General features: G+C 42.1%; 29 protein-coding genes and 1 pseudogene. 19 read left to right on the top strand and 11 right to left on the bottom strand.

Annotated features, from left to right (window positions below):
• The first annotated feature begins 263 nt into the window (after window positions 1–263).
• Both ACFSCZ_RS02110 and ACFSCZ_RS02105 read left to right on the top strand, forming a co-directional pair.
• Entirely contained in the window at window positions 264–1,904 is a 1,641-nt protein-coding gene (locus tag ACFSCZ_RS02110; protein WP_380772043.1) for an ABC1 kinase family protein, read from the top strand.
• 113 nt (window positions 1,905–2,017) lie between these two features.
• Window positions 2,018–2,428, top strand: coding sequence for an acetylglutamate kinase (locus ACFSCZ_RS02105; protein ID WP_380772041.1), 411 nt, complete (start codon window positions 2,018–2,020; stop codon window positions 2,426–2,428).
• 161 nt (window positions 2,429–2,589) lie between these two features.
• Here ACFSCZ_RS02105 and ACFSCZ_RS02100 read toward each other — a convergent pair whose 3' ends face one another.
• Window positions 2,590–3,171 carry an LOG family protein gene (locus tag ACFSCZ_RS02100; protein WP_380772177.1) on the bottom strand — a complete coding sequence of 194 codons (582 nt, stop codon included), beginning with the start codon at window positions 3,169–3,171 and terminating at the stop codon, window positions 2,590–2,592.
• A gap of 162 nt (window positions 3,172–3,333) precedes the next feature.
• On the opposite strand from ACFSCZ_RS02100, the gene ACFSCZ_RS02095 reads away from it, so the two are divergent.
• From ACFSCZ_RS02095 to ACFSCZ_RS02080, 4 genes and pseudogenes are all read left to right on the top strand, one after another.
• Complete coding sequence (locus tag ACFSCZ_RS02095; protein WP_380772176.1) at window positions 3,334–4,230, top strand: DMT family transporter; 897 nt, start codon at window positions 3,334–3,336, stop codon at window positions 4,228–4,230.
• A gap of 33 nt (window positions 4,231–4,263) precedes the next feature.
• Entirely contained in the window at window positions 4,264–4,950 is a 687-nt protein-coding gene (locus tag ACFSCZ_RS02090; RefSeq protein WP_380772175.1) for an RluA family pseudouridine synthase, read from the top strand.
• Window positions 4,947–5,825 carry an SDR family oxidoreductase gene (locus tag ACFSCZ_RS02085; RefSeq protein WP_380772040.1) on the top strand — a complete coding sequence of 293 codons (879 nt, stop codon included), beginning with the start codon at window positions 4,947–4,949 and terminating at the stop codon, window positions 5,823–5,825. Before ACFSCZ_RS02090 ends, ACFSCZ_RS02085 begins: the two co-directional genes overlap by 4 nt.
• A 76-nt stretch (window positions 5,826–5,901) precedes the next feature.
• Window positions 5,902–6,332 (top strand): annotated as a pseudogene (locus ACFSCZ_RS02080) (acyl-CoA thioesterase).
• A gap of 116 nt (window positions 6,333–6,448) precedes the next feature.
• On the opposite strand, the gene ACFSCZ_RS02075 reads toward ACFSCZ_RS02080, so the two are convergent.
• Complete coding sequence (locus tag ACFSCZ_RS02075; RefSeq protein ID WP_380772038.1) at window positions 6,449–6,676, bottom strand: hypothetical protein; 228 nt, start codon at window positions 6,674–6,676, stop codon at window positions 6,449–6,451.
• Window positions 6,677–6,681: 5 nt separating this feature from the next.
• Window positions 6,682–7,002 carry a YbjQ family protein gene (locus ACFSCZ_RS02070; protein WP_380772036.1) on the bottom strand — a complete coding sequence of 107 codons (321 nt, stop codon included), beginning with the start codon at window positions 7,000–7,002 and terminating at the stop codon, window positions 6,682–6,684.
• A gap of 408 nt (window positions 7,003–7,410) precedes the next feature.
• Here ACFSCZ_RS02070 and ACFSCZ_RS02065 point away from each other — a divergent pair, with 408 nt between their 5' ends.
• The 3 genes from ACFSCZ_RS02065 to ACFSCZ_RS02055 all read left to right on the top strand — a co-directional run bounded on the left by ACFSCZ_RS02065 (window position 7,411) and on the right by ACFSCZ_RS02055 (window position 10,642).
• Window positions 7,411–9,378: an aconitate hydratase gene (locus ACFSCZ_RS02065; RefSeq protein WP_380772034.1), complete on the top strand. Its 1,968-nt coding sequence runs from the start codon at window positions 7,411–7,413 to the stop codon at window positions 9,376–9,378.
• Window positions 9,379–9,394: 16 nt separating this feature from the next.
• Entirely contained in the window at window positions 9,395–9,568 is a 174-nt protein-coding gene (locus tag ACFSCZ_RS02060; RefSeq protein WP_380772032.1) for a hypothetical protein, read from the top strand.
• A 504-nt stretch (window positions 9,569–10,072) separates the two neighbouring features.
• Complete coding sequence (locus tag ACFSCZ_RS02055; RefSeq protein WP_380772030.1) at window positions 10,073–10,642, top strand: phosphatase PAP2 family protein; 570 nt, start codon at window positions 10,073–10,075, stop codon at window positions 10,640–10,642.
• A gap of 7 nt (window positions 10,643–10,649) precedes the next feature.
• On the opposite strand, the gene ACFSCZ_RS02050 is transcribed toward ACFSCZ_RS02055, so the two are convergent.
• Genes ACFSCZ_RS02050 through ACFSCZ_RS02040 form a run of 3 tightly spaced genes read right to left on the bottom strand, consistent with a single transcriptional unit; the run spans window position 10,650 to window position 12,158 of the window.
• On the bottom strand, window positions 10,650–10,859 hold the full coding sequence (locus ACFSCZ_RS02050) for a heavy-metal-associated domain-containing protein (protein WP_380772027.1): 210 nt from the start codon (window positions 10,857–10,859) through the stop codon (window positions 10,650–10,652).
• 58 nt (window positions 10,860–10,917) lie between these two features.
• The gene (locus tag ACFSCZ_RS02045) at window positions 10,918–11,748 is read right to left on the bottom strand and encodes an MBL fold metallo-hydrolase (protein WP_380772174.1); all 831 of its coding nucleotides are present in this window, start codon (window positions 11,746–11,748) and stop codon (window positions 10,918–10,920) included.
• A 35-nt stretch (window positions 11,749–11,783) separates the two neighbouring features.
• A complete protein-coding gene (locus ACFSCZ_RS02040) occupies window positions 11,784–12,158 on the bottom strand; it encodes a DUF2512 family protein (RefSeq protein WP_380772024.1) in 375 nt (124 codons plus the stop codon).
• Window positions 12,159–12,316: 158 nt separating this feature from the next.
• Here ACFSCZ_RS02040 and ACFSCZ_RS02035 point away from each other — a divergent pair, with 158 nt between their 5' ends.
• On the top strand, window positions 12,317–12,472 hold the full coding sequence (locus tag ACFSCZ_RS02035) for a hypothetical protein (protein ID WP_380772022.1): 156 nt from the start codon (window positions 12,317–12,319) through the stop codon (window positions 12,470–12,472).
• 60 nt (window positions 12,473–12,532) lie between these two features.
• Here the strand turns inward: ACFSCZ_RS02035 and ACFSCZ_RS02030 are convergent, their stop codons facing one another.
• Window positions 12,533–12,628, bottom strand: coding sequence for a YjcZ family sporulation protein (locus ACFSCZ_RS02030; RefSeq protein ID WP_380772019.1), 96 nt, complete (start codon window positions 12,626–12,628; stop codon window positions 12,533–12,535).
• 259 nt (window positions 12,629–12,887) lie between these two features.
• Window positions 12,888–13,016, bottom strand: a complete 129-nt coding sequence (locus ACFSCZ_RS02025) for a hypothetical protein (RefSeq protein ID WP_380772016.1) — start codon at window positions 13,014–13,016, stop codon at window positions 12,888–12,890.
• A gap of 458 nt (window positions 13,017–13,474) precedes the next feature.
• Here ACFSCZ_RS02025 and ACFSCZ_RS02020 point away from each other — a divergent pair, with 458 nt between their 5' ends.
• Window positions 13,475–14,317 (top strand): glycoside hydrolase domain-containing protein, encoded by an 843-nt coding sequence (locus ACFSCZ_RS02020; protein WP_380772013.1) that lies wholly within the window; start codon window positions 13,475–13,477, stop codon window positions 14,315–14,317.
• A gap of 252 nt (window positions 14,318–14,569) precedes the next feature.
• Entirely contained in the window at window positions 14,570–15,364 is a 795-nt protein-coding gene (locus tag ACFSCZ_RS02015; RefSeq protein ID WP_380772010.1) for an ABC transporter ATP-binding protein, read from the top strand.
• A gap of 220 nt (window positions 15,365–15,584) precedes the next feature.
• On the opposite strand, the gene ACFSCZ_RS02010 is transcribed toward ACFSCZ_RS02015, so the two are convergent.
• Window positions 15,585–16,202 carry a YktB family protein gene (locus tag ACFSCZ_RS02010; RefSeq protein WP_380772008.1) on the bottom strand — a complete coding sequence of 206 codons (618 nt, stop codon included), beginning with the start codon at window positions 16,200–16,202 and terminating at the stop codon, window positions 15,585–15,587.
• A gap of 159 nt (window positions 16,203–16,361) precedes the next feature.
• On the bottom strand, window positions 16,362–17,030 hold the full coding sequence (locus ACFSCZ_RS02005; protein ID WP_380772006.1) for a general stress protein: 669 nt from the start codon (window positions 17,028–17,030) through the stop codon (window positions 16,362–16,364).
• Window positions 17,031–17,224: 194 nt separating this feature from the next.
• On the opposite strand from ACFSCZ_RS02005, the gene ruvA reads away from it, so the two are divergent.
• From ruvA to yajC, 6 genes are read left to right on the top strand one after another with little or no spacing between them, the layout of a single operon-like run.
• Entirely contained in the window at window positions 17,225–17,845 is a 621-nt protein-coding gene (gene ruvA, locus ACFSCZ_RS02000; protein WP_380772004.1) for a Holliday junction branch migration protein RuvA, read from the top strand.
• A gap of 18 nt (window positions 17,846–17,863) precedes the next feature.
• Entirely contained in the window at window positions 17,864–18,865 is a 1,002-nt protein-coding gene (gene ruvB / locus ACFSCZ_RS01995) for a Holliday junction branch migration DNA helicase RuvB (RefSeq protein WP_380772002.1), read from the top strand.
• Window positions 18,862–19,068 (top strand): DUF2905 domain-containing protein, encoded by a 207-nt coding sequence (locus tag ACFSCZ_RS01990; RefSeq protein WP_380772000.1) that lies wholly within the window; start codon window positions 18,862–18,864, stop codon window positions 19,066–19,068. Before ruvB ends, ACFSCZ_RS01990 begins: the two co-directional genes overlap by 4 nt.
• Window positions 19,069–19,071: 3 nt before the next feature.
• On the top strand, window positions 19,072–20,100 hold the full coding sequence (gene queA / locus ACFSCZ_RS01985) for a tRNA preQ1(34) S-adenosylmethionine ribosyltransferase-isomerase QueA (protein WP_380771998.1): 1,029 nt from the start codon (window positions 19,072–19,074) through the stop codon (window positions 20,098–20,100).
• Window positions 20,101–20,125: 25 nt separating this feature from the next.
• Window positions 20,126–21,265, top strand: a complete 1,140-nt coding sequence (gene tgt, locus ACFSCZ_RS01980) for a tRNA guanosine(34) transglycosylase Tgt (protein ID WP_380771996.1) — start codon at window positions 20,126–20,128, stop codon at window positions 21,263–21,265.
• A 32-nt stretch (window positions 21,266–21,297) separates the two neighbouring features.
• The gene (gene yajC, locus ACFSCZ_RS01975; RefSeq protein WP_380771995.1) at window positions 21,298–21,558 is read left to right on the top strand and encodes a preprotein translocase subunit YajC; all 261 of its coding nucleotides are present in this window, start codon (window positions 21,298–21,300) and stop codon (window positions 21,556–21,558) included.
• A 104-nt stretch (window positions 21,559–21,662) separates the two neighbouring features.
• On the opposite strand, the gene ACFSCZ_RS01970 is transcribed toward yajC, so the two are convergent.
• Complete coding sequence (locus ACFSCZ_RS01970) at window positions 21,663–22,055, bottom strand: TIGR04086 family membrane protein (RefSeq protein ID WP_380771993.1); 393 nt, start codon at window positions 22,053–22,055, stop codon at window positions 21,663–21,665.
• Window positions 22,056–22,213: 158 nt separating this feature from the next.
• Between ACFSCZ_RS01970 and ACFSCZ_RS01965 the strand changes: the two genes are divergently transcribed.
• Window positions 22,214–22,858, top strand: coding sequence for a DUF421 domain-containing protein (locus ACFSCZ_RS01965; protein WP_380772173.1), 645 nt, complete (start codon window positions 22,214–22,216; stop codon window positions 22,856–22,858).
• Window positions 22,859–22,973 lie beyond the last annotated feature (115 nt).

Below are 22,973 nucleotides of genomic sequence, written 5' to 3'. Positions count from 1 at the left end.
AGTCTCCATCTCATTAAAATGACTAAAGAGAATCCGCTTTCAAAGAGTGGTGAGGAATTAGGAGCTGGAGCCGAGGAACAGTTTTTAGCAATATGAATCAACCTGTTACTTTTCGTTTTGGATATCTAGCAGGGAAGTGGACGTGTCATCGATCCATTATCCTGATATAAATTAAAAGTGATAGGTTTAAAAAAGATTACACTTAAAACAAAGACAGAAGAAGGAATTAAGCCGCGTTTTATTTAAACAAGTGTAGAATATCCATGAACAAGGAAAAAGAGTTGATTTCTGTGAAGACCAACAGTAAATTCTTTCGGATGTATAAAGTATTATCGATGTTCTTTATTTTTTTCCTTCAGATCTATTGGTACAAGTTGAGAAGGAAGCAGGAAGATGAATGGGAAAAACTTTGGGGTAGTATTGGAAAAAGGTTTCGAAGAACGCTTTTTGAACTGGAAGGTCTGCTTATTAAAGTAGGGCAGATGATTAGCAGCCGCGCTGATCTGCTCCCAAGGCCATTGATTTGCGAAATAGAGGATCTTACGGATCAGGTTCCACCCTCTGATTGGAGCGAAATCCAAGAGATTCTTGAAAAAGAATGGGGGAGCAGCCATAAAAACTTCTTGCTTTCTGTCGAAAAAGAAGCCATCGCTTCCGCTTCAATCGGAGAGGTCTATAGAGGGATTCTAAAAGATGGATCAAAAGTAGCCATTAAAGTACAGCGCCCGCACATTTATTCAGTGGTTCAAACTGATTTTCGTACTTTAAGGATGGTTATATGGTTTGCGAATTATTTTATACCTATTCCAAAGGGATTTATTAATCTTAAAGTATTGTTTTCCGAGCTCAAACAAGTCATTGAAAGAGAGCTGGATTTTACGATGGAGAAGGAAACCCTGCTAAACTTCCAAGAAAGGTTTAAGGGATGTGATATTGTTCAAATTCCACAGGTGTATGATGATTTGTGCACATCCAAAATATTGGTGATGGAATGGGTAGACGGAATTAAAATTACTGATATTACGGCCGTAAATCAATTGAACATCACCCGTAAAGAATTGGCTCAAAGGCTCATTAAGGTGTTTTTACCCCAATGGCTGGAGCCGGGAAAGTTTCATGCCGATCCACACCCGGGGAACATACTTGTATCTGGAGAAGGGCGGATTATCTTGCTCGATTTCGGAATGGCGGGTGAAATTTCAGTGATGGATGCGTCAGCTTTTCAAAGTTTCATTGAAAGCTTAGTGGCCAAAAATTACGGTAAGGCAGTTGATTGCATGTCGAGCTTGGGATTCTTGCTTCCGGAAGCTGACACCAAAATCATTGAAAGGCTACTGGCAGAATGGAGTGCTTTCCAGCCTTCCCAAATGACCGATATTGATTTGATCGCCTTTAAACGTGAACTCAATGACCTCATTCAGAAGCTGCCCATCCAAGTACCGACCCGTTTTGTATTTCTGGGACGGTCATTCATAGCTATTGAAGGAATTGTAACTTATTTAATGCCGGGGGAGGAAATCATTGAGTTGGGCAAGCCCGTGTTCATGGAATGGCTCGTGTCTCAAGGTAACAAGTGGTCGTTTGACTGGCAATGGATTCAGTCCCAGCCGTTATTTAAGGCCTTTTATTCCGTGACAGAATTTTTAAAGACACCGGAAAAGTTGGAGCATCTGAAGGAAACCGAACAAAGAAGACAGTTCCAATTTACAATCTATGAAAATCAAAAAAAGCAGCTTTTCCAAATGACATTGTTTGGTTTATCCGGCATTGCTGCAGGGATATACTTAGGAAAACCGTTCATTTTAAACCTTTTTATCATCGTTTCTTCTTTTTCCATTACAGGCTATGTAATTACAAGTTATAAGCTGAATAGGTGGATGAAGTATATGTATCAAAAAAGGTGATGCGCTGCATCAATATTGATTACAAGAAAGGAAGAGCTCCTTGAAAACAACAATGACACTCGTTTTAGGCTTGTTGCTGCTGGCGGGTTGCGGATCACAACAAGCGGAAAGAGATGATCAAGCCGTTATACGGCAGTGCTGCAGCTGACAAATATACTGCGCTTATAAAGGATCATCTGCTGATCGCGGCAGATCTGGTAAAATCCTTATTGGCGGGCAACACACAGGCTGCAATGGACGCTGAGAGAAAATGGTACGCCAATGCAGATGATATAGCAGAATTTTTAAGCAGTGTTAACCGATTCTTACCTAAAGAAAAAGTGAGGCAGATGTTCTATCACCATTTGGATTTGACAAAGCAGGAAGCTGTTTTCATGATTCAAATGAATTATCAGAAGGATATTGAAATATATGATGAGATTGAAAAGCAGGCTAGGGAAATGGCAGATACCATATCCGAAGCCATGGTGAAGCTATACCCCGATATGTTTAAGAATTATCCGCATATGTATCGATTTCTTTGAAAACCATAACCCAAAGGATGCAAAAAGATGCACTCCATCTAATCCCTTTGGGGTTATGGTTTTTAATTATGTGGTGATCATTTTTTGCTGCTGCCAGCTGTAAAACATTCACATTTTTTTTGACAGAAAAGATTATTTATATCCTTTTCTGACTAAACGGATTACGTCTGATCTTCTTTTAAGTTCATGTTGACGGAGGGCGGCTGAAAAGCTTGAAACTGATCTAGAAGGCCAGTAATCGTGTCATCTACCATGGCCAGGTTTCGAAACTTCTCATCTAAAAATTGTTGGTCCAGCATATGCCGGAATAATTGAACAAGCGGATCATAATAACGATGGATATTTAAGAAACCACATGGCTTTTCATGCAGGCCCAATTGTGCCCATGTATAAATTTCAAAGAATTCTTCAAGAGTTCCGGGTCCCCCGGGAAGAGCAATAAATCCATCCGCCAGATCAGCCATTTTTGCCTTTCTCTCGTGCATGGAGTCTACGATAATCAATTCTGATAAATCGGGATGAACGACTTCCTTTCTTTTCAGGAATTCAGGCATAACACCGATTGCTCGTCCCCCATTTTCGAGTACAGCATCCGCGACGGCTCCCATCATTCCCACACTTGCAGCTCCATAAACAAGGGTAATGTTTCTTTTAGCAAGCTCTTTACCGACTATTTCTGCACCTTCCAAATACTCAGGGGCTTTCCCATCTCTTGATCCGCAAAATACAGCTACAGATTTTATCATTGTTTCGCCTCCTTTAAAAATTATACTCAATCAAGCCCGCTTTATTAACTTATTTGATTCGTACAGTAGATACAATATTTGATAAGATGGAAGAATAAGTCCAAATGGATGTGAAATTTAGTGCATGAGAATAGTGAAAATAATAGAAGCGTTTATTTTATGTTATTGCTCGTACCGTTGTTTTGGGGTGGTGCATTTGCAGCCGCCAAACATGTGGTAACAGAGATTCCGGCCGTGACAGCGGCTGCTTTGCGCTTTGGCCTGGCAGGAATCATTTTATGGATCATTGCCTGGGCGAGAGGATTCTGGAACCCAAAGCTGGTGAGGGATCAGTGGTTAGGATTGCTGCTCATGTCTTTGACGGGTATTTTCGGTTATAATGTATTCTTTTTCAAGGGGTTGGAACATACATCGGCCATGAATGGATCTTTAATTGTAGCTGCTACCCCTGTTTTTGTAACACTCGGTGCCGTGCTTTTTTTAAAAGAGCCCTGGAGCGGTCGCCTGGGAGCTGGCCTGCTGCTTTCGCTGACTGGTGTTTTCCTTGTTATTATCAAAGGATCGCCTCAAATATTGTTGACATTATCCTTTAATAAAGGAGATTTGTTGTTTATCGGCGGGTTAATCTGTTGGGTTGCTCATGGATTGATTGGCAAGGTGGTACTGGCCAAGTGCCCTCCCTTTTTGACCACCACTGTAACAACCATGGCAGGATCGTTTTTTTTAATCATCTTATCCTTTAATGAAGATGGTTGGAGTGCAGTTCCCGGTATGTCCGTGCAATCGTGGCTGGAAATGTGGTTTATGATCCTTTGTGCCTCCGTGATTGCTTTTTTGCTTTGGAATAAAGGTATTCAAAAAGCAGGGGCAAGTAAATCCAGTTTGTATATGAACCTTGTCCCCATGAATGCTGCATTGATTTCTTTTTTCCTTTACGGGGAACCGGTTACTTGGCAGCAAATTGCGGGTATGTTGATGGTCATTTTTGGTGTATTCCTTGCCGCATCAAGTGATCAGGGGAAAACAGCAGTAACCAAGAAGGAAAAGATCGTATAGAAAATGGCAGTAATAGGAGTGAAAGATCTAGCGATGGAAATATCTATTATTTATGAAGACAATCATCTGCTTGTTGTAGAAAAGCCCGTAAATGTACCTGTACAGGAAGATCAAAGCGGGGACAAAGATCTTTTGACGATGTTAAAAGCCGATCTGAAAGACCGCTATCAAAAACCCGGAAATGTATTTCTTGGACTGGTTCATCGGCTGGATCGGCCTGTTGGCGGTGTGATGGTCTTTGCAAAAACATCCAAGGCAGCTTCGAGGCTATCGGATTCAATCCGCAGAAATCAGTTGAACCGGGGATATCTTGCAGTTGTAAGAGGGATACCGAACGAAGAGGAAGCCCGTCTGGAACATTATCTGCTAAAAAATCACCGGGAAAACAGGGTAAAGACAGTTTCCGCTCAACATAAACAAGGAAAAAGAGCAGTATTGGATTATCAAACCTTGGCTCGGACAAATGCCTTGAGTCTTTTGTCTGTTCATTTACACACGGGCCGATCACACCAAATTCGTGTTCAGCTTTCTGCCATAGGCTGTCCATTGTACGGTGACCAAAAATACGGACGTCAGGTGAATAAGCCGGGCGAACAGATTGCGCTATGGGCGAATTACCTGAAAATAGAACATCCAACCAAAAAAGAGTGGATGACCTTTGAGTCCTATCCGCCTGAACAATATCCTTGGAATCTGTTTAAAGTGAGTGAAAAAATATGAGGGGTGAAACGGTATTTATTACTGGGACCTCAAGCGGTATTGGATTGCTCACTGCTCTGGAATTGGCCAAGAGGGGATATACTGTAATTGCAGCCATGAGAAGTCTGGAGAGAGGAGCTGAGCTAAGAAGGCTGAGCAGGACGTTCGGTCTCGACGAAAAAATGATATTCTTTGAACTGGACGTAGCTTCTTCTGAATCGCTGAACCGCTTTACTGAACAAGTACAAACTCTCCCGCCGATCGATATTTTAATCAATAACGCAGGATTTGCATATGGCGGCTTTTGCGAAGAAACGAGTATTCAGGAATATAAGGAACAGTTTGAAACCAATCTATTTGGAGTGATTGGCGTTACCCAAGCTGTTCTTCCTTCCATGAGAAACCGAAGAAGAGGAAGAATTATTAACATGAGCAGTATTTCGGGAAGGACTGGTTTCCCCGGTCTATCCCCTTATGCAGCTTCAAAGCATGCGCTGGAAGGATGGACTGAATGCCTGCGCTTGGAGGTAAAGCCGTTTGGAATTGATATAGCCTTGGTGGAACCGGGTTCTTTTAAAACATCCATTTGGGATTCAGGCAAAAAAATTGCTGAAAAATCAAAGCTTAATTCTTCCCCTTACAAATTTTACATGGAAGCATTGGAAACCCATTTGATGAAGAGTAAAGACAACTACGGAAATCCAATAGCTGTCGCTTCATTCCTGGCAGATTTGTGTATGAAGAAAAAAATAAATAAATTGCGCTATCCCATCGGCAAGGGCGTAAAAACTGCAGTAAGTTTAAAATACACTCTTCCATGGAAATGGTGGGAAAACATTATTTTTGCTTCATTGAACCTGAAGGAGTCCCTTTTGAAAGGTTCCGGGAATCGTTAAGACCTTTGTGATAATGGATAATAGCTATAATTTCCGGGGTTAGGCAAAAGCTAAGGAAATGAAGTGAGGAGATACTATGGAGCAAATGATTTCATCCAACGAATCCAGAACTATCCAAACAAAACTTGTTCTGCCGCCGGACACCAATCATATGGGGAGATTTTTGGAGGGACCATTTTATCCTATATTGATGAAATTGCAACGATTGCTGCTATGCGTCATTCCAAAAAAGTAGTGGTTACAGCTTCTATTGATACGGTTAACTTTTTATCTTCCGCAAAAAGCGGGGACATTTTGACATTGGAAGCTTTTGTAATATCGACTGGGCGTACATTAATGAAGGTATTTGTTAAAGTGGAGTGCCAGCATCTGGACAAAAGTGAGACAAAATTGACAACTACCTCTACATTGACGCTGGTGGCCTTAGACCATCTTGGAAAGCCTTCACCTGTGCCAAAAGTAAAATTGGAATCAGACATGAAAAAAGAATGGTTCGCCCAACATTAAGCTCTGCATTAAAGGCTGCAGAGCTGATTTCAACATTTTCAAGTCCTGCGGAGTTCTAAAAAACATTCAATTATTTAAAAATATTGTTAGTGTAAATGAAATATGATTGATCACTGTTATTTCATTTCCTTATAAAACCTTTCGCCCGTTTCATGATTATAATACACAATGAGTTTTTTCTTGGTGGTCGGGTCAATTGATATTTCATTCGTTCGCCGAAAACCCGGCGGAACATCCACTCCGTGCTTTTTCTTAAAACGTTTGTCCCAGACAAACCAGGACACGATGATTAAAAAGACCAGCAAAAGGATTTGCAATCCATATAATCCAATGATCCATTTCAACAGCATTACACCTCTTCAATAACGACAGCTGTTCCATAAGCAATGATTTCGCTCATGTTTTGCCCGATTTCCCCTGAGTCAAATCTCATCATTGTTACGGCGTTTGCTCCCATTGCCTGTGCATTTTCTACCATTCGATCGATGGCCTGCTTTCTTGCATCTTCCAGCATTTCTGTATACTGGCTGATTTCTCCGCCCATCAATCCCTTTAGCGAAGCAATAATATCTTTTCCGAGTCCTCTGGCCCTAACAGTAATGCCAAATACGGGTCCTTTAATTTCGGCAATTTTGTGGTTGGCCACATGTTCAGTTGTTACAATAAGCATGTTTTTTCTTCCTCTCCATTTAGTATGATCTCATATACGATTAACCTGTACTTTGGGTTTCAGCTATATTTTTAATATCGTGGTATGTTTTCGCATGACAGTATGCAAATAGATATCTTTAGGAATACTCTTTTAAAAAAACAACATAAATTGATCCGACCCGCTTTAAATAAAGCCAACTCCCAGCTTCGCTGCCGGGGACCTCTGCTGCCAATACAAAAGTATGCAATATAATTCATCCAATGAGTTTATTTTACTTATAAAAATAGACTGTTTATTCAATCCTAAAGAAAGGTATTACTAAGTAGAGCTTAATTATGACTGTAGGGTGAATAATTCAGCGTGCGAATAACAAACCTAATAAGAACAAACTCAATGTAATAACGTAATTGACAGGAGGATCAAGGGATGGCACTAAATATTACTCAAAAGCTGATTCAATCCCATTTACTTTCAGGTGAGATGGTTCCTGGCGAAGAAATTGGGCTGAAGATCGACCAGACGTTGACGCAGGATGCAACCGGGACAATGGTCATGCTTGAACTTGAGGCAATGGGTGTGGAACGGGCTCAAACGGAAGCATCCGCACAGTATGTGGACCATAACATTATTCAGGTAGACAATAAAAATGCAGATGACCATCTATTTTTGCAAAGTGCTACTAGAAGGTTCGGATTATATTATAGCCGGCCTGGAAACGGGGTAAGCCATCCTGTACATATGCAGCGTCTGGCAAAGCCCGGAAAGACGCTGCTGGGTTCAGACAGCCATACCTGTGCTAACGGATGTATGGGAATGCTGGCAATGGGGGCAGGAGGCATGGATGTTGCTTTAGCCATAGCCGGGGAGCCGATCTTTATTAAAATGCCTAAAGTATGGGGAATTAAACTGACTGGCGAGCTTCCCGACTGGGTAAGCGCAAAGGATATTATTCTGGAGCTTCTTCGCAGACACGATGTCAAAGGAGGAGTTGGAAAAGTTATTGAATATTATGGACCCGGCCTTAAACAATTGAGCGCCATGGATCGTCATGTCATCGCAAATATGGGCGCAGAGCTTGGGGCAACAGGTACCGTCTTTCCTTCCGATGAAGTAATCAGACAATTTCTAAAAGAACAGGGACGTGAGGATGATTGGGTTGAGCTAAAACCTGATCGTGGTGCCACATACGATATAGAAGAGGAAATTAATTTATCAGAATTAGAACCTTTGATTGCCAAACCATCTAGTCCGGGAAATGTTGTTCCTGTCTCGGAAGTGGCTGGCACTCCCATCTACCAGTCATATATTGGATCTTCTGCCAATCCTGGATTTCGGGATTTTGCGATTGCTGCGGAAATTGTAAAAGGAAAAATGGTAGCCAGCGGCGTTTCTTTTGATATTAATCCGACTTCAAGACAGATGTTGACTGATCTTGTAAAAGAGGGCCACATTGCCAGCCTTCTTCAAGCGGGGGCCAGGCTTCATCAGGCAGGCTGCAATGGCTGCATCGGGATGGGGCAGGCGCCGGCCACTGGGAGAAACAGCTTAAGGACCACCCCGCGTAACTTTCCCGGACGTTCGGGAACCCAGGAGGACAGTGTATTTCTTTGCAGTCCGGAAACAGCTGCAGCCTCGGCTTTAAAAGGAGAAATAACCGATCCCAGAGCGCTTGATATGCCATATCCAAAAGTCAAAGAACCAAAGAATCCAACCGTGGACACTTCTTTATTGGATGAGCCGCTCCCGTATGAAGAAGCGAAAGAAGTGAAGCTGCATAAAGGCCCGAATATTGCTTCTATTCCCCCTATGTCTCCGCTTGCTGATGAAATGGAAATACCCATTTTGTTAAAAATGGGTGACAATATTTCAACTGATGAGATTTTGGCTGGCGGTGCACGGGTTCTGCCATATAGAAGCAATCTGCCGGAAATAAGCAAATTTGCTTTTGAAATTATTGACAAGACCTATTATGCCAGGGCAATGGAAAGTGCTGCATCCACAGGGCATGCGGTTGTAGGCGGTTATAACTATGGACAGGGATCAAGCAGGGAGCATGCCGCCCTGGCACCCAGATTCCTAGGGCTTCGGGTAGCTCTTGTCAAGGACTTTGCTCGCATCCACTGGCAAAACCTTGTGAACTTTGGTGTTTTGCCGCTCACTTTTGTAAATGCTGAAGATTACGATCAGATTGAGCAAGGGGACGTACTGGAACTGACTGATCTCCGAAATAAAATTAAGCAGAGTCAGGAGTTTACAATAACTGTAAAAGGGAAAAAATTATCTATACAAGTGGCACATGCCCTTTCACAGCGCCAAATTGAAGTCATGCTGGAAGGCGGTTTAATCAATTTGGTAAAGGAACGGTTAAGAAAGGCATCGTCATTTGAAAAGTAAAGGGGAGTGAACAAAAATGGATGATTTACGCCAACAACCTTGCACAGCCTGCCATGGGACAGGCATGCTGGCCGATGATGAAGGATGGCAGTATAAATGCAGTGTCTGCAGGGGTGCTGGTTATATTAATGAAGAAACCCCTGCAGCAAAAGTAATGGAAGTGGATGAAAACAATCGTTTGTTGGATTAAAATCAATAGAAATGCTAAATCCCTTTAAGGACGGAACCACATCCGTCCTTTTTAAACGTTATTGGATAAACAATCCGTGAAGAGGGAATTTTATTTGAATGAGGATTGATTTATCATAGATGTGGTAGTCCATAAAGCATAGGGCGTTGCAGTCCAGGAGAGCGGAGACTTCAACTCCCATAGTGCCCTTATGCTGCATAGCAGACAGAATGGGGCTTGCTCCCATCCGAATCAAGATCAAGCTTTGCCGGGAAAGCTTGTTCAGTAAAAAATGCTCCTTTTTTACAAACATGATCGGATAAGCCTGTTCCGTACGTTGAAGTTGGCAGTATACATAGCTTTGAACATAGTACCTATCCATCATCTCTAAGCTGCAAAAAAGTTGGTCCCCTCATTGAACCCTATCAGACTCGCTATGATATTTTTTTCGGTGGTGATGGTGTGATATTCCCCTTGTTTATTGCCTTCACATTCATATTGTTGATAATGGCATGGGTTTTTAAAATGCCCTTTGCTGAGCATATAGACCGGGAAGTGCTTACTTTTTTTAATGAAATGCGTACGGATCCGTTAACATCTTTTTTTCTCAATGCCACAGAACTGGGATCTATAACATTTTTATTTCCGCTTGCTGTTCTTGCTTCCATGTATTTTCTTATAAAAAAACATGTTTGGCGAATCATTTTCCTTATGAGTGTTCTGTGGGGAGCCAGAGGGTTAAATGAACTGATTAAACACATGGTGGGGAGACATCGGCCGGATATGGATCCGATCATTCAGGAAGCCGGAAACAGCTTTCCCAGCGGACATTCCATGAATAGTGCTGCGGTATATGGGTATTTTATGTATCTTGCTCTTAAAAACAATAACCCAAAACGTTATGTTTGGGTTGCTGTTTTTACTGGAGTGATTTTGACTGTCGCGGCAAGCCGGCTGTATCTGGGTGTCCATTATTTAACGGATGTAACAGCAGGAATAACGGGAGGACTGGCTTTGGTTTTTTTGGGAATCATCCTTGAACAACCTCTTAAAAACTTAATAGCAGCACGCAGGGATAAGGAGAAGGGAAAGTAGAATGTAGTTACGGTAAAATGTCAAATCCGTTTCTGGAAATGGTACTTAAAATATTTTCATGTGATAACTTTTCATGGTTGTAGGTAATTTTTACTTCACCGTCCTCGATATCCACCAACGCTCTTTCGATTCCATGCAGTTCCAGCAGCGTTTGCTGTAATTTTTGGATCGCCTCTTTGTTTTGTGCTACATTTACATAAATTGTAGTCTCTTCCAATTTGGGCCGCCTCCTTACTTACTCTGGAGCTCCGGGAATCAGAAGGATTCCCGGTTATTTAGTTTACATACTTTCCGTGATCCGGTATGGCAATTTGATGAAAGTCCTTCACCAGCTTGTCCAATTTCATAGTCAGTTCTTCGCCTTCCATTGGAACCCCATGTCCCGTAATGGCCACTGACGGTTGCAGTTGCTGGAGCTTTTTGACTGATGCCCATGATGACGACCAGTCCGGTGTTAAGTACCTGGGGGGACCGCTAATTTCTTTTTCCTGAGTAAATACCCTATATAAATACTCCTGTTTAACCGTTACAAAAGCATCACCTGCTAGCAATACCCGGTCTTTTTCCCTGAAAAAGGATACATGACCCTCAGTGTGGCCGGGTGTATGAATCCAGCGGAATCCGGGTGCATGAGGAACAGTCCCGTCCGAGGGCAACGCTTTCACCTGATGTCCCAAATTGATGGGCTCAATGGGGAACATGGGAGACATTTTGGCAACCATTCCGCCTTCGACAGTTGTGTCAGGTTCGGGATATGATTTTTGGCCTGTCAGATATGGCAGTTCCAATTCGTGGGCATACACAGGTACACCCCATTGTTCAACGAGTTCAATTAATGCGCCTACATGGTCAAAATGCCCGTGAGTCAGAATAATGGCTTCTGTCTTTGCATTCGGACCGAAGCGTTTTTCGGTTACCGATAAGATTTGTTCAGATGAATGAGGCATCCCGGCATCAACTAAAACAAAGGTATCGTCAGGGCTGCCAATAAAGCAGACATTCACTATTTGAATCGTATGGCTGTAAATATCCGGTTTTATTTCAATCCCGCTGCCGCTGTTTATAGAGGTAGCCGGGATAAATTTATAATCATCTCCATAAGACATGTTCTTTTCCAAAGATTATGCCCTCCTAAGCAGTTTTAATATTGTCCGTTCCGGGTTTCCCTAAATTGTGTTCGGAGCAGCCATTTGTGGTAGAAATACTCTCCGGCACATAAAACCACGACGGTTAAAATGGACTCTCCGAGGGCCTTGCTATACCCAAACAGGTTCAACCCGCCCCATAGGACGATGAGTGAAAGAATTAGATCCCCAATAGTCGCCGAAGCATTCCCCATTTTGGGAAGAATGAACATATCTCCTGTAAAATAGGACAGAAGCAGCAAAACTAATCCAAGTACGGTTGAATGCCAAAAGCTTACACCATTGAACAGCGACAGTATAATCCATACAACAGGAAGAACCATCAGAGATTTGATAATTATAGCTTTTCCATGGTTCACACTTTCATCCATTTCAAACTCCTCCTTTTATTGGTGACATTGACAGTAAATGAATACCCGTTTTGGCTGAGGATTAACATATTGGGAAGAAATGCTTCGTTTTTTATCAGCCTGAGCGGATAATCTAAAGATGCTCAGTTGAGCAAAACTTGTAAAAAGGGTGACTGTCTATGCGCAACAATAAGATCCAAATTTTGCCGATTATTGCGTCAGTTGGAATTGGGGCTGCTGCATACAGCATGATGACAGGAAGATCCGGCCAGCTGCAAAATCTCATTCCCGCATTTTCTAATATGGGCGGGCAAAACAAAACCTCAAAACGGTAATGAAAATAAAATCCAGGAAGCCACTACCTCAGCTTCCTGGATTGTCTTTACGGTGAGCTCCTAGTAACCGTAAAATGTACCGACAATAATCAACAGAATAAACAAGACAACAATCAAAGCAAAGCCTTTGCCGTAACCTCCTGCATAGCCGCTCATATATCAGCACCTCCTTATGATAGCCTCATTATAGAATATGGAAATACAGCCAATCGGTTAAGACAGGAATCACGACCTGTCCGAAAATGGTGAAATGACTAAGCAAGGTTAGAGGATTTTTCTGTTACTAGACACAGGGGGGGTGTGTGTAGATTTACTCTTTCATTTTTCGTGTTGAGAGAAAGTCGGTATACATATAAAAAATCCTTATTAGTGTAAAAAAGGAGGCTATATTTATATCTTCAAACATGACTTAGATTTAAAGGCCGATGTCAAATAATAAGTTTGATTTTACATGCTGTTGGATGATGATATTCCGCATATCATTTTCTTTATTTTTACTTGTTACATAGTTTGTTTTCTCCAAAGCTATTTGCGAAACGATCATCAATTTCCGCCAAACCGGGCAGCGCACGGTACCATAACCATTCTTACAAACAGCATGTTCCATCTTTTTGGACCTGTCTGTTGTAGCAAATAGATACGTTACAGGAGGACCCTTCTGTCCATCGTCATAAGCTACAGCAACTTATTTTTTATAATCAATTTTCCTCATAATAAAAGATACCGTATATGTGTGCCCCAATATACAAAGCAATTTTTCAATGCAAGGATACAATGGTTTGTCTGGCCCCCCTTTAGGCAGCGGCCATTCCAGTCTGGGTGAATCCCTTAACGCATAGTTTCACATCTTCTTTTTTAAATCATCTTCTGTACATATAAAGTGTGCTTTTCACAATAGTTATTTCGTCTATGATTGATATAAGTTTCCTAGTCCTTTTTCAAAAAAATTTTAATCCCCTTTTTCATCCTCTTGCATAAATTGCAGGAGGAAGGGGATGACGTATGAATAACTGGAAGAACATTTTTTTGATCGTCATGTCCATCATAATTTTGAGCACTTTGTTATTTGTTTTCAAAGAATATATCCCTAATGTGGCCAATGATGAAAATCAGCCGGGAGAGCAGACAGAACAGAAACAAAAGGGTACCGATGAAGAAGGTGCTGAGCAGGAAGAACATCCAACAAATAAAAAAGAAGATGAAGTTTACTGGGGAGTGGATTCAGCGAGCAAGACAACTGATGAACTTTATGCCTGTGTATCGGATCAATTTGGAGATCCTAAAGTATGGGGCAGATATATAGGAGACAATAAAAATGTTTCTGTGGGTTTAACCGGCCAAGAGGCCGATTATCTTCATTCAAAAGATATTTATATATTGCTGATTTATAACCATGTGACGGATGCAAGGGGTTATGAAAATGGATTCAACCAAGCTGAAGAGGCAGTATCCTTGGCCCGTTCGCTTGATGTTCCTGAAGGGAAAGCTATTTTTGTGGATATTGAGCCAGGTTATCCTATAGACTCAGAGTTTTTGCATGGCTGGTACGATGGAGTGAAAGAATCAGTATTTGAACCCGGAATTTACGGTGTATTTGCTGAAGAACAAAATCTGTATCAAGAATTTGTAAAAGCTGCTCAAAATGTGGAAAATTTTAAAAAAGAAACCTTAATATGGAGCGCTCATCCACAAGCAGGTATCACTTCACAAGCTAAGGCGCCGGAATATAACGCTGAAGCACCTGAAGGAAGCCATGTGATCGGATGGCAATACGGTATTGATGCAAAGAGCTGTCACATAGATACAAACTTATTCAAAGGCCCCATATTGGATTATTTATGGTGACGGCTGTAAGATTCATAAGGGGCAAGGCAGCCAGCACTGTTTCAAGCTGCCGAAAAGTGATTCAAGCCGGCGGAACAAGCATGCCATCATTGAGGAAAAAGATCAACGTGGAGAGTTGTCTTACTCTTTCCCTATAGTGTTTGTAGTCTTACAGTGGAATTGCCCGAATTAAATGGATCTTCCAATTTACTTATTTTCTAAAGTTTGCTACGGTAATGATAAATCATTGGTTTGCAAAGAGAGGCATAAAGAATGGATAACTTACTGTCTTTACAAAATGTTTCTTGGAAAAGAGACGGGCGGGACATTTTAAGCGAAATAAACTGGGAAATGAAAAAGGGAGAAAATTGGGGGATTCTGGGCTTAAATGGGTCGGGGAAAACATCTTTGTTAAATATTATTACGGCTTATGAATTTCCCTCATCCGGCGAAATTTCTGTTCTGGGTTATTCATTTGGTGAATCCTATCTTCCGGATCTTCGAAAAGAAATCGGGTTCGTCAGCAGTTCGCTGAGCCGGTTTTCTCATATTATCGAGTATGAAACGATTGAAGAAATCATCGTCAGTGGAAAGTTTGCCTCCTTTGGCTTATATGAACAAGTCCACCAGGAGGATTGGGAAAAAGCGGATGAACTCATTGGCAGGTTTCGATTGGAATCGTTAAAAGGAAAACCATACAAACAGCTTTCTCAAGGGGAGCGAAGAAGAGTGCTCATCGCACGTTCCTTAATGAATGATCCCAAGCTGTTAATTTTGGATGAACCATGTTCGGGACTTGATATATTATCCCGTGAACAGGTCTTGGAACTGACGAAGGAAATAGTCAATCGTCCATGCCAATTTGTTTACGTGACCCACCATATTGAAGAGCTTGTTGAAGATGTCACTCACGTATTATCAATAAAGGACGGAAAAATTGTTGCTGCAGGTCCAAAACATGAGGTTGTAAGGGATGACATCTTAACCGAAACGTTTAAGCTCCCCGTCCATGTAAGGTGGGAAGACGGCAGGCCTTGGTTGTCTGTTGAAAAGAAAGTTCATGCTTAATAGTAAAAAGCCGGCCTTCGGAAGCCGGCTTTTATCCTGGATACATGTTGTGAATCCTTTTATATTTGATGTCCGGCTCCATCCGGCTTAACGGACATCCGTACCTACATGTCGCTTATGCAACAGGTTGCTGCTTTGGCCATGGGCCAGCGCTGGTCGTTTGCAGGAAACCATTTTTTGCATTTCTCCACATACGGCACGCGGCGCCCGTGTTTTCATTTTACGCAAACCCTAACTTGTAAATGGGTATTAGAGTCTCAAAAGTACCTTTTGCCAAGGAAATAAAGCCATCCCCGTCCTGAACAATGGGATCATCTGCTGGAATTTGCCTTCCTATTAAAAATTCCGCCTTTTTGACATCACGGAAGCGTTCCAACGTTTTTTTCAGATTAATAACACTGATTTTTTCCGCGTCTTTTTTCATATGATCCATAGACACAACAAAATCCCCCGGAACATTTTCTATAATAAAGTCCATCTGATCTAGAAACTTTTGCGCATATTCTGCTTTATTGGGCAGCTCATAAATATAGGCAAGCCAAATAAATGCATGATCATCGAACAGGCCGACTTGAAAGTGCGGATGTTTTTTGTAGCCGCGTTTGTTATTGGCAATGGCAAGCCATGTATCATTTGGAGGATTTACTGTTCTTCTTGCATGCTTCGCAATATGTAAGAACATTTCCATGCCGGTCATTGCGGATAGATCAGATGCAAGCGTTTCCCCAATTGCTTTAAACTTTGGCTGAATCCTCGTTTGTATGGCATTCATCCTATCTTCCAGGCCATTTACGTGAAAAGTTTCAAAGTCGCTTTTCGAAAAACCTTCAAATTTCATCATCCGTTCTCCTTTCTCATATGATATTTTTAGTTTACCAAATATTTCTTAATGTATGATCCGTTTGCTTCTTTTTGCAACCTTAACCAGCATGATCATACAGGAGCAAAGATAATTAAGGATTACACAAGAAAAAAAAGCCAGGCGCTTGCCTGGGCTTTATGAAAGGCTGTTTCCATCATCCCGCAGATCTGAACTCCTGTTTTTATCGGGCAAATATCGGTTTTCGAATGGATTTATCTCTTCTTCGTACTCTTTTTGTCTTCCAGCCAGCGAAGTCATGCTTTCTTCTCTCACTTTTGGTCTTCCGCTTTGTTGTAAAAGATCAGGATTAGATTTTGTTGCATAAGAGGGGTATCCAGGTTTTTTAGCTTGTGGAGTGTGATCTTCCTGGTTAAATCGGTCTCCTGTCATTTGGTTGTCCACTTTTTCACCATGCACTTTTAAAGAGACTGTTTCATTCACCGGAATGTTCTCTGTTGACAGCAGGCGAGATCTTCCCTGGTCTGCGTTGCTGCCCACAAGCACAAGAATTTGACCGTTTTCCACTTCTTTCGAATATCTCTCTGCCTCAGCTTCTGTTTTTCCTATATTGAGATCCTGATCGGTAAAAAATGACTTCAACTCTTCCCAGAAATTATCATGTTCCACATCATTTGTCTGTACATCTTTTACAATCGCCCTGCTTTTATCCTCAATGGTTCGAGACTTCAGCTCATCATTCACAACTACGTGTATATGTCGATCGTCTATACCATCATGCTTCAAAGTATCGATGGCTTTCATTGCATCAAAGCTTGTTCCATATATTCCGACCACATTCAACATTGACAGGGTCCCTCCTTTGCGGCGTATAGCCGGGAATGCTCAAAGTTTAGTGAAAACAGTGTTACATATGGTTTACCCCATTTGTAATCCAGTAAACTTGCAGGCTTGCACATTAGAACGTATGTTGTTTTTTGTGTTATGGGAATTGAATTATATGGTACAATGATGGGTAGTATGGAAGAGGAGAGAAACCATTGTACGAATACATTAAAGGTACCATCGGCCAAATTGGCCCTGAATATGTAGTGGTTGAAAACAATGGAATCGGCTATCAAATTTTAACGCCGAATCCTTTTGTCTTTTCAGCCAAAATAGGATCCGAAATGACGATCTATACATATCAGCATGTAAGAGAAGATAACATTGCTCTTTATGGGTTTGAAAAAGATACGGAGAAGCAAATGTTCAAAAAGCTGATCAGCGTGTCAGGGATTGGTCCGAAGGGCGCCTTGGCTATTTTGGCATTTGGCAAGCCTGCACAAGTGGTGCAGGCGATAGAAATGGAAGATGAGAAGTTCTTAACAAAGTTTCCCGGTGTAGGAAAGAAAACAGCAAGGCAAATGATTTTAGACTTAAAAGGAAAGCTGGATGATGTGATAACGGAAGGAAAGGCTGAAGCTGCAGCCGCCGCAGAGCTGCCGGAAGATAGTAAGGACATCACTGACTCCGCCGCATTACATGAAGCCATTCTGGCTTTGTCTGCATTGGGCTATTCGGATCGAGAGCTGAAAAAAATTGAATCGAAGCTGGCCAATGAGGATTTGACAACCGACCAATACATCAAAAAGGCCTTACAAATATTCATGAAATCATAAAGGAAGGAGTGATGTGGGATGGAGGAAAGAGTCCTCTCCGGAGAAGCTTTGCAAAATGATATATCGTTTGAGCAAAGTCTCCGTCCTCAATCACTTTCCCAGTATATTGGCCAGGATAAAGTAAAGGATAATTTGTCTGTTTTCATAGAAGCCGCAAAAATGCGGAAAGAAGCTCTGGATCATGTGCTGCTTTACGGACCCCCGGGACTGGGAAAAACAACTCTGGCTGTTGTTATTGCCAATGAAATGGGTGTTAATGTCAGAACAACCTCCGGACCTGCTATCGAACGCCCGGGAGATTTGGCTGCCATATTGACATCACTTGAACCTGGGGAAGTTTTGTTTATAGATGAAATCCATCGCTTGCCCCGTGCGATTGAAGAGGTTTTATATCCTGCAATGGAAGATTATTGTCTTGATATTGTCATCGGAAAAGGGCCGGAAGCCCGCTCTGTCCGGCTGGATCTTCCTCCATTTACACTGGTTGGAGCTACCACCCGGGCAGGTGCAGTATCTGCTCCGTTACGGGACCGGTTTGGGGTCCTTTGCCGCCTGGAATATTATAATGAACGCCAATTAACCAGCATAATTACCAGAACGGCTGATATTCTGGAAACAGAGATCGAGTGGAATGGAGCAGTTGAAATTGCCAGACGGTCAAGGGGGACTCCTCGGATTGCCAACCGGCTGCTCAGAAGAGTACGGGATTTTGCACAGGTTCGGTCCAACGGAGTGATTACTTTACCTATGGCGGATGAAGCGTTGTCTTTACTGCAAGTTGATAAACTGGGATTGGATCATATTGACCACAAGCTATTAATGGGAATCATTCAGAAATTCCGGGGGGGGCCCGTTGGCATTGATACAATAGCGGCAAGCATCGGAGAAGAGCCATCCACAATTGAGGATGTATATGAGCCGTACCTTCTCCAAATCGGTTTCTTGCAGAGAACACCGCGAGGACGTCTTGTGACACCCCAAGTTTATGAGCATTTTAACATGGAGGTGCCGGAAAATTGAACGGAATGGCTAAACTGCTGATGGTTGCCGGAGCGGTTATTTTCATTGCGGGTTTTCTGATACATTTTCTTAAACTTGGAAAGCTTCCAGGCGATATTGTGATTCGGAAAGGGAATGCTACGTTCTTTTTTCCGGTGGCAACCTCTATTATTATCAGCGTTATTTTATCAGTGATCTTTTTTATCGTTGGGAGGCTTAAATAAGAGTTGAATGTAGATATGTTTAACTTTCATCTGCCTGAGGAACTGATTGCACAGGTACCGCTTGAAAACAGGTCTCAAAGCAGGCTGATGATTCTAAATAAAGAAACAGGTGAGATTGCCCACGAATCGTTTACCAGTCTTCCGGAATATTTGAATCCGGGGGACTGTCTTGTGCTAAATGACACAAAAGTACTTCCGGCGCGGCTGTTTGGAACTAAAGTGGGGACAGGTGCAAAAGTGGAAGTGCTGCTTCTAAAACAGTTGAAGGGTGATTGTTGGGAGACGCTGGCAAAACCGGCGAAAAGAATAAAAGCCGGGACTGAAATAACCTTTGGTAACGGGCAGTTAAAAGCGGTCTGTATTGGTACGGAAGATCATGGGGGCCGTATATTTGAGTTTCAATATGAAGGGATCTTTTATGAGGTGCTTGATGCCCTGGGCAAGATGCCGCTCCCTCCGTATATTAAGGAACGGCTTGAGGATCAGGACAGGTATCAAACAGTGTATGCACGGGAAAGAGGTTCGGCAGCTGCCCCGACAGCAGGCCTCCATTTCACTCATGACCTTCTGGAAAGGATTAAAGAAAAAGGAATTCATGTTGCTTTTATCACACTTCACGTAGGGCTGGGAACATTCAGGCCCGTTAGCACGGAAAGTGTAGAGGATCATGACATGCATTCGGAATACTATAGGATGTCCCGGGAAACTGCTGATCTGCTGAATGAAGTGAAGAGAAAAGGAGGCAGAATTATTTCAGTTGGGACAACATCCACAAGGACGTTGGAAACGATCGCCGGACAAAACGACGGTGTATTTATCCCCGGAAATGGCTGGACCGACATTTTTATCTATCCTGGATATGAGTTTAAAGCCGTAGATGGGTTGGTGACCAATTTTCATTTGCCGATGTCCACATTGATTATGCTTGTCAGCGCATTGGCAGGGCGGGAACATATCCTTCATGCCTATGAAATTGCGGTAAAAGAAAGATACAGGTTTTTCAGTTTTGGCGATGCCATGATCATAATTTAATGGAGATAAGAAAGGAGTGTTCGGATTGCCTGCTGTTACTTATGAATTGATTAAAACATGCAAACAGACCGGAGCGCGGCTTGGTAAGATCCATACTCCGCATGGAACCTATGAGACGCCGATGTTTATGCCTGTTGGGACTCTCGCAACAGTTAAAACAATGAGCCCGGAAGAATTAAAAGAAATAGGCGCAGGAATTATTCTCAGTAATACATACCACCTATGGCTGAGGCCTGGTGAAAATATTGTGGAGGAGGCGGGCGGCCTCCATCGATTTATGAACTGGGACCAGGCGATTTTGACAGATTCAGGCGGTTTTCAAGTTTTTAGTCTGAGTGAATTTCGAAACATTGAAGAAGAGGGTGTCCATTTTCGTAACCATCTTAATGGCGACAAATTATTTCTTTCCCCAGAGAAGTCGATGGCCATCCAAAATGCCCTTGGACCGGATATTATGATGGCATTTGATGAATGCCCGCCATATCCTGCTTCACATGAATATATGAAAAAATCCGTTGAGCGAACTTCACGCTGGGCTGAAAGGTGCCTGAAAGCTCATCAACGGCCAAAGGACCAAAGTCTGTTTGGTATTGTTCAAGGCGGGGAATATAAAGATTTAAGAAAGCAAAGTGCGAAGGACTTAGTTTCATTGGATTTTCCGGGATATGCTATTGGAGGTCTGTCTGTAGGAGAACCCAAAGATGTAATGAATTCAGTGCTGGATTTTACTGCACCGCTGCTGCCTGCAGATAAGCCGCGGTATCTGATGGGAGTAGGTTCACCTGACTCACTCATCGATGGGGCAATCAGGGGTGTGGACATGTTTGACTGTGTTCTGCCGACGAGGATTGCCAGAAATGGCACCCTTATGACAAGTGAAGGCCGCCTTGTTGTGAAAAATGCTGCGTATGCCCGTGATTACCGGCCAATGGACGAAAACTGCGATTGTTATGCATGCCGCAATTACACCCGTGCGTATATCCGCCATTTAATTAAATGTAATGAAACATTCGGAATCAGGCTTACGACTTATCATAATGTTTATTTTCTGTTAAAATTAATGAAGCAAGTCAGAGATGCGATCCGTGAAGATCGTCTCGGTGACTTCAGGGAAGAATTTTTTGAGCGGTATGGATTCAACCGTCCGGACGCGAAAAATTTCTAAATAATTCAGTAATCCGGAAAGGAGGAAGGAACTTGCAAACACTCGCGAATTTACTGCCATTTATTTTAATGTTCGTTTTGTTCTATTTCTTGCTGATCAGACCGAACCAAAAGAGGCAGAAGGCTGTTCAAACGATGCAAAATAATTTGCAAAAAGGAGACAAGGTCATTACGATCGGCGGCCTCCATGGAACAATCGATGCGATCGACGAAGGACAAGTAGTCATTTTGTGCGGCGATGGCAGCAGACTTACATATGATCGAAATGCAATTAGAGAAGTAGTACAATCATAATACTATGAAGATGTGAAAAAGAAGCGTTCAGCAAATGACGCTTCTTTTTGCATGCAAAAAGATCAGGTGCCGTGTTCCTTTTGCATTAGGCTGAGATGAATTGCTCAACTGTTGTGCTGTGGCCCGCCTGCGATATTGACTCCCAGAACTCCTCCCATCATGGCTGTCAGAGTATAACAAATGTAATATATGAGCTGTTCCCAGGAGAATAGTGTACCTGGTCCTAAATATTGATATAAGAAGATAATCAAGCTGTAAAGCAAGCCTGTCGCTCCTCCCACGATCCATCCTCTTTGCTTTGCTTTGCCTCCGCATATAAATCCGCCGGCAAATACGCAAAAAAATGAAATAATCGTGATGAGTAAAGCAATAGATTTTTCTTGAGTATGGGTAAAAGACAAGATGAACGAAAAAATGAAACTGGTGACAGCTGCAAGCAATAAGATGGTGGCAACCCCGTAAATGACAGATAGTCCAACGTTTTTTGCTTCGATCATCTTTCACTCCTTTCCTTTACATTTGGCCATTATAACGCCTGTCCTTCTACAGCATATTCACAAATTCCGTTAATAGAAGCTTTTTCCCTTATGTTTGTAAATTTATTGCTCATACTAATACGTAATGCTTTTTGTCAGGGGGATGGAAAGTGTCTGATATGTTCATTATTATCCTGCGGACAGTTTTGCTTTATATCGTCATCCTTATTATCTTTCGTCTCATGGGCAAGAGGGAAATTGGTGAACTGAGCGTACTCGATCTTGTTGTGTTTATTATGATGGGGGAATTGGCTGTACTTGCGATTGAACAACATAAAGATCCTATATTGCATACCATTATTCCCCTGGTCATTTTGCTCCTGATTCAAGTTGGATCAGCTTATCTTTCTCTAAAGAGTATAAAGTTCCGGCGTCTGGTTGATGGGAAATCAAGCATTATTATTGAAAAAGGCAAAATCAATGAGAAAGAAATGAGAAGACACCGTTATAACTTTGATGATCTGCTTACGCAGCTGAGGCAAAAGGATATCCGTAATATAGCGGATGTAGAATTTGCCATATTAGAGACGAGCGGAAATTTATCTGTATTTAAAAAGGAAAATAAGAATAAACCGGGAACTTTGACTATTCCTCTTATAATAGATGGAAAGATACAGGAGCCGGGGCTGAAAAAATCAAACATCGACGAACAATGGTTAAGGAGAGAATTGGCTGAAAGGGGGCACAAAAAGATAGAAAGCATTTCTTTTTGCAGCTTTCAGGATGGGGAATTCTTTGTAGATTATATGGATGGTAAAGAGTAAAAAGTCCCGGTAATATAGCCGGGATCATTTTTTGAGCAAAGTTGTGTATTGTACGCCCCAGCATGTCCCTGCACAGCCGGTTATAAGTTGAAAAAATCTTGTGCTTGCCGCCTGA

It is taken from the genome of Siminovitchia sediminis, from assembly GCF_042680885.1.
GTDB lineage: Bacteria > Bacillota > Bacilli > Bacillales > Bacillaceae_C > Siminovitchia > Siminovitchia sediminis.
Note: the sequence above shows the minus strand (reverse complement) of the source record. Positions and strands in the feature narration are given on the sequence as shown.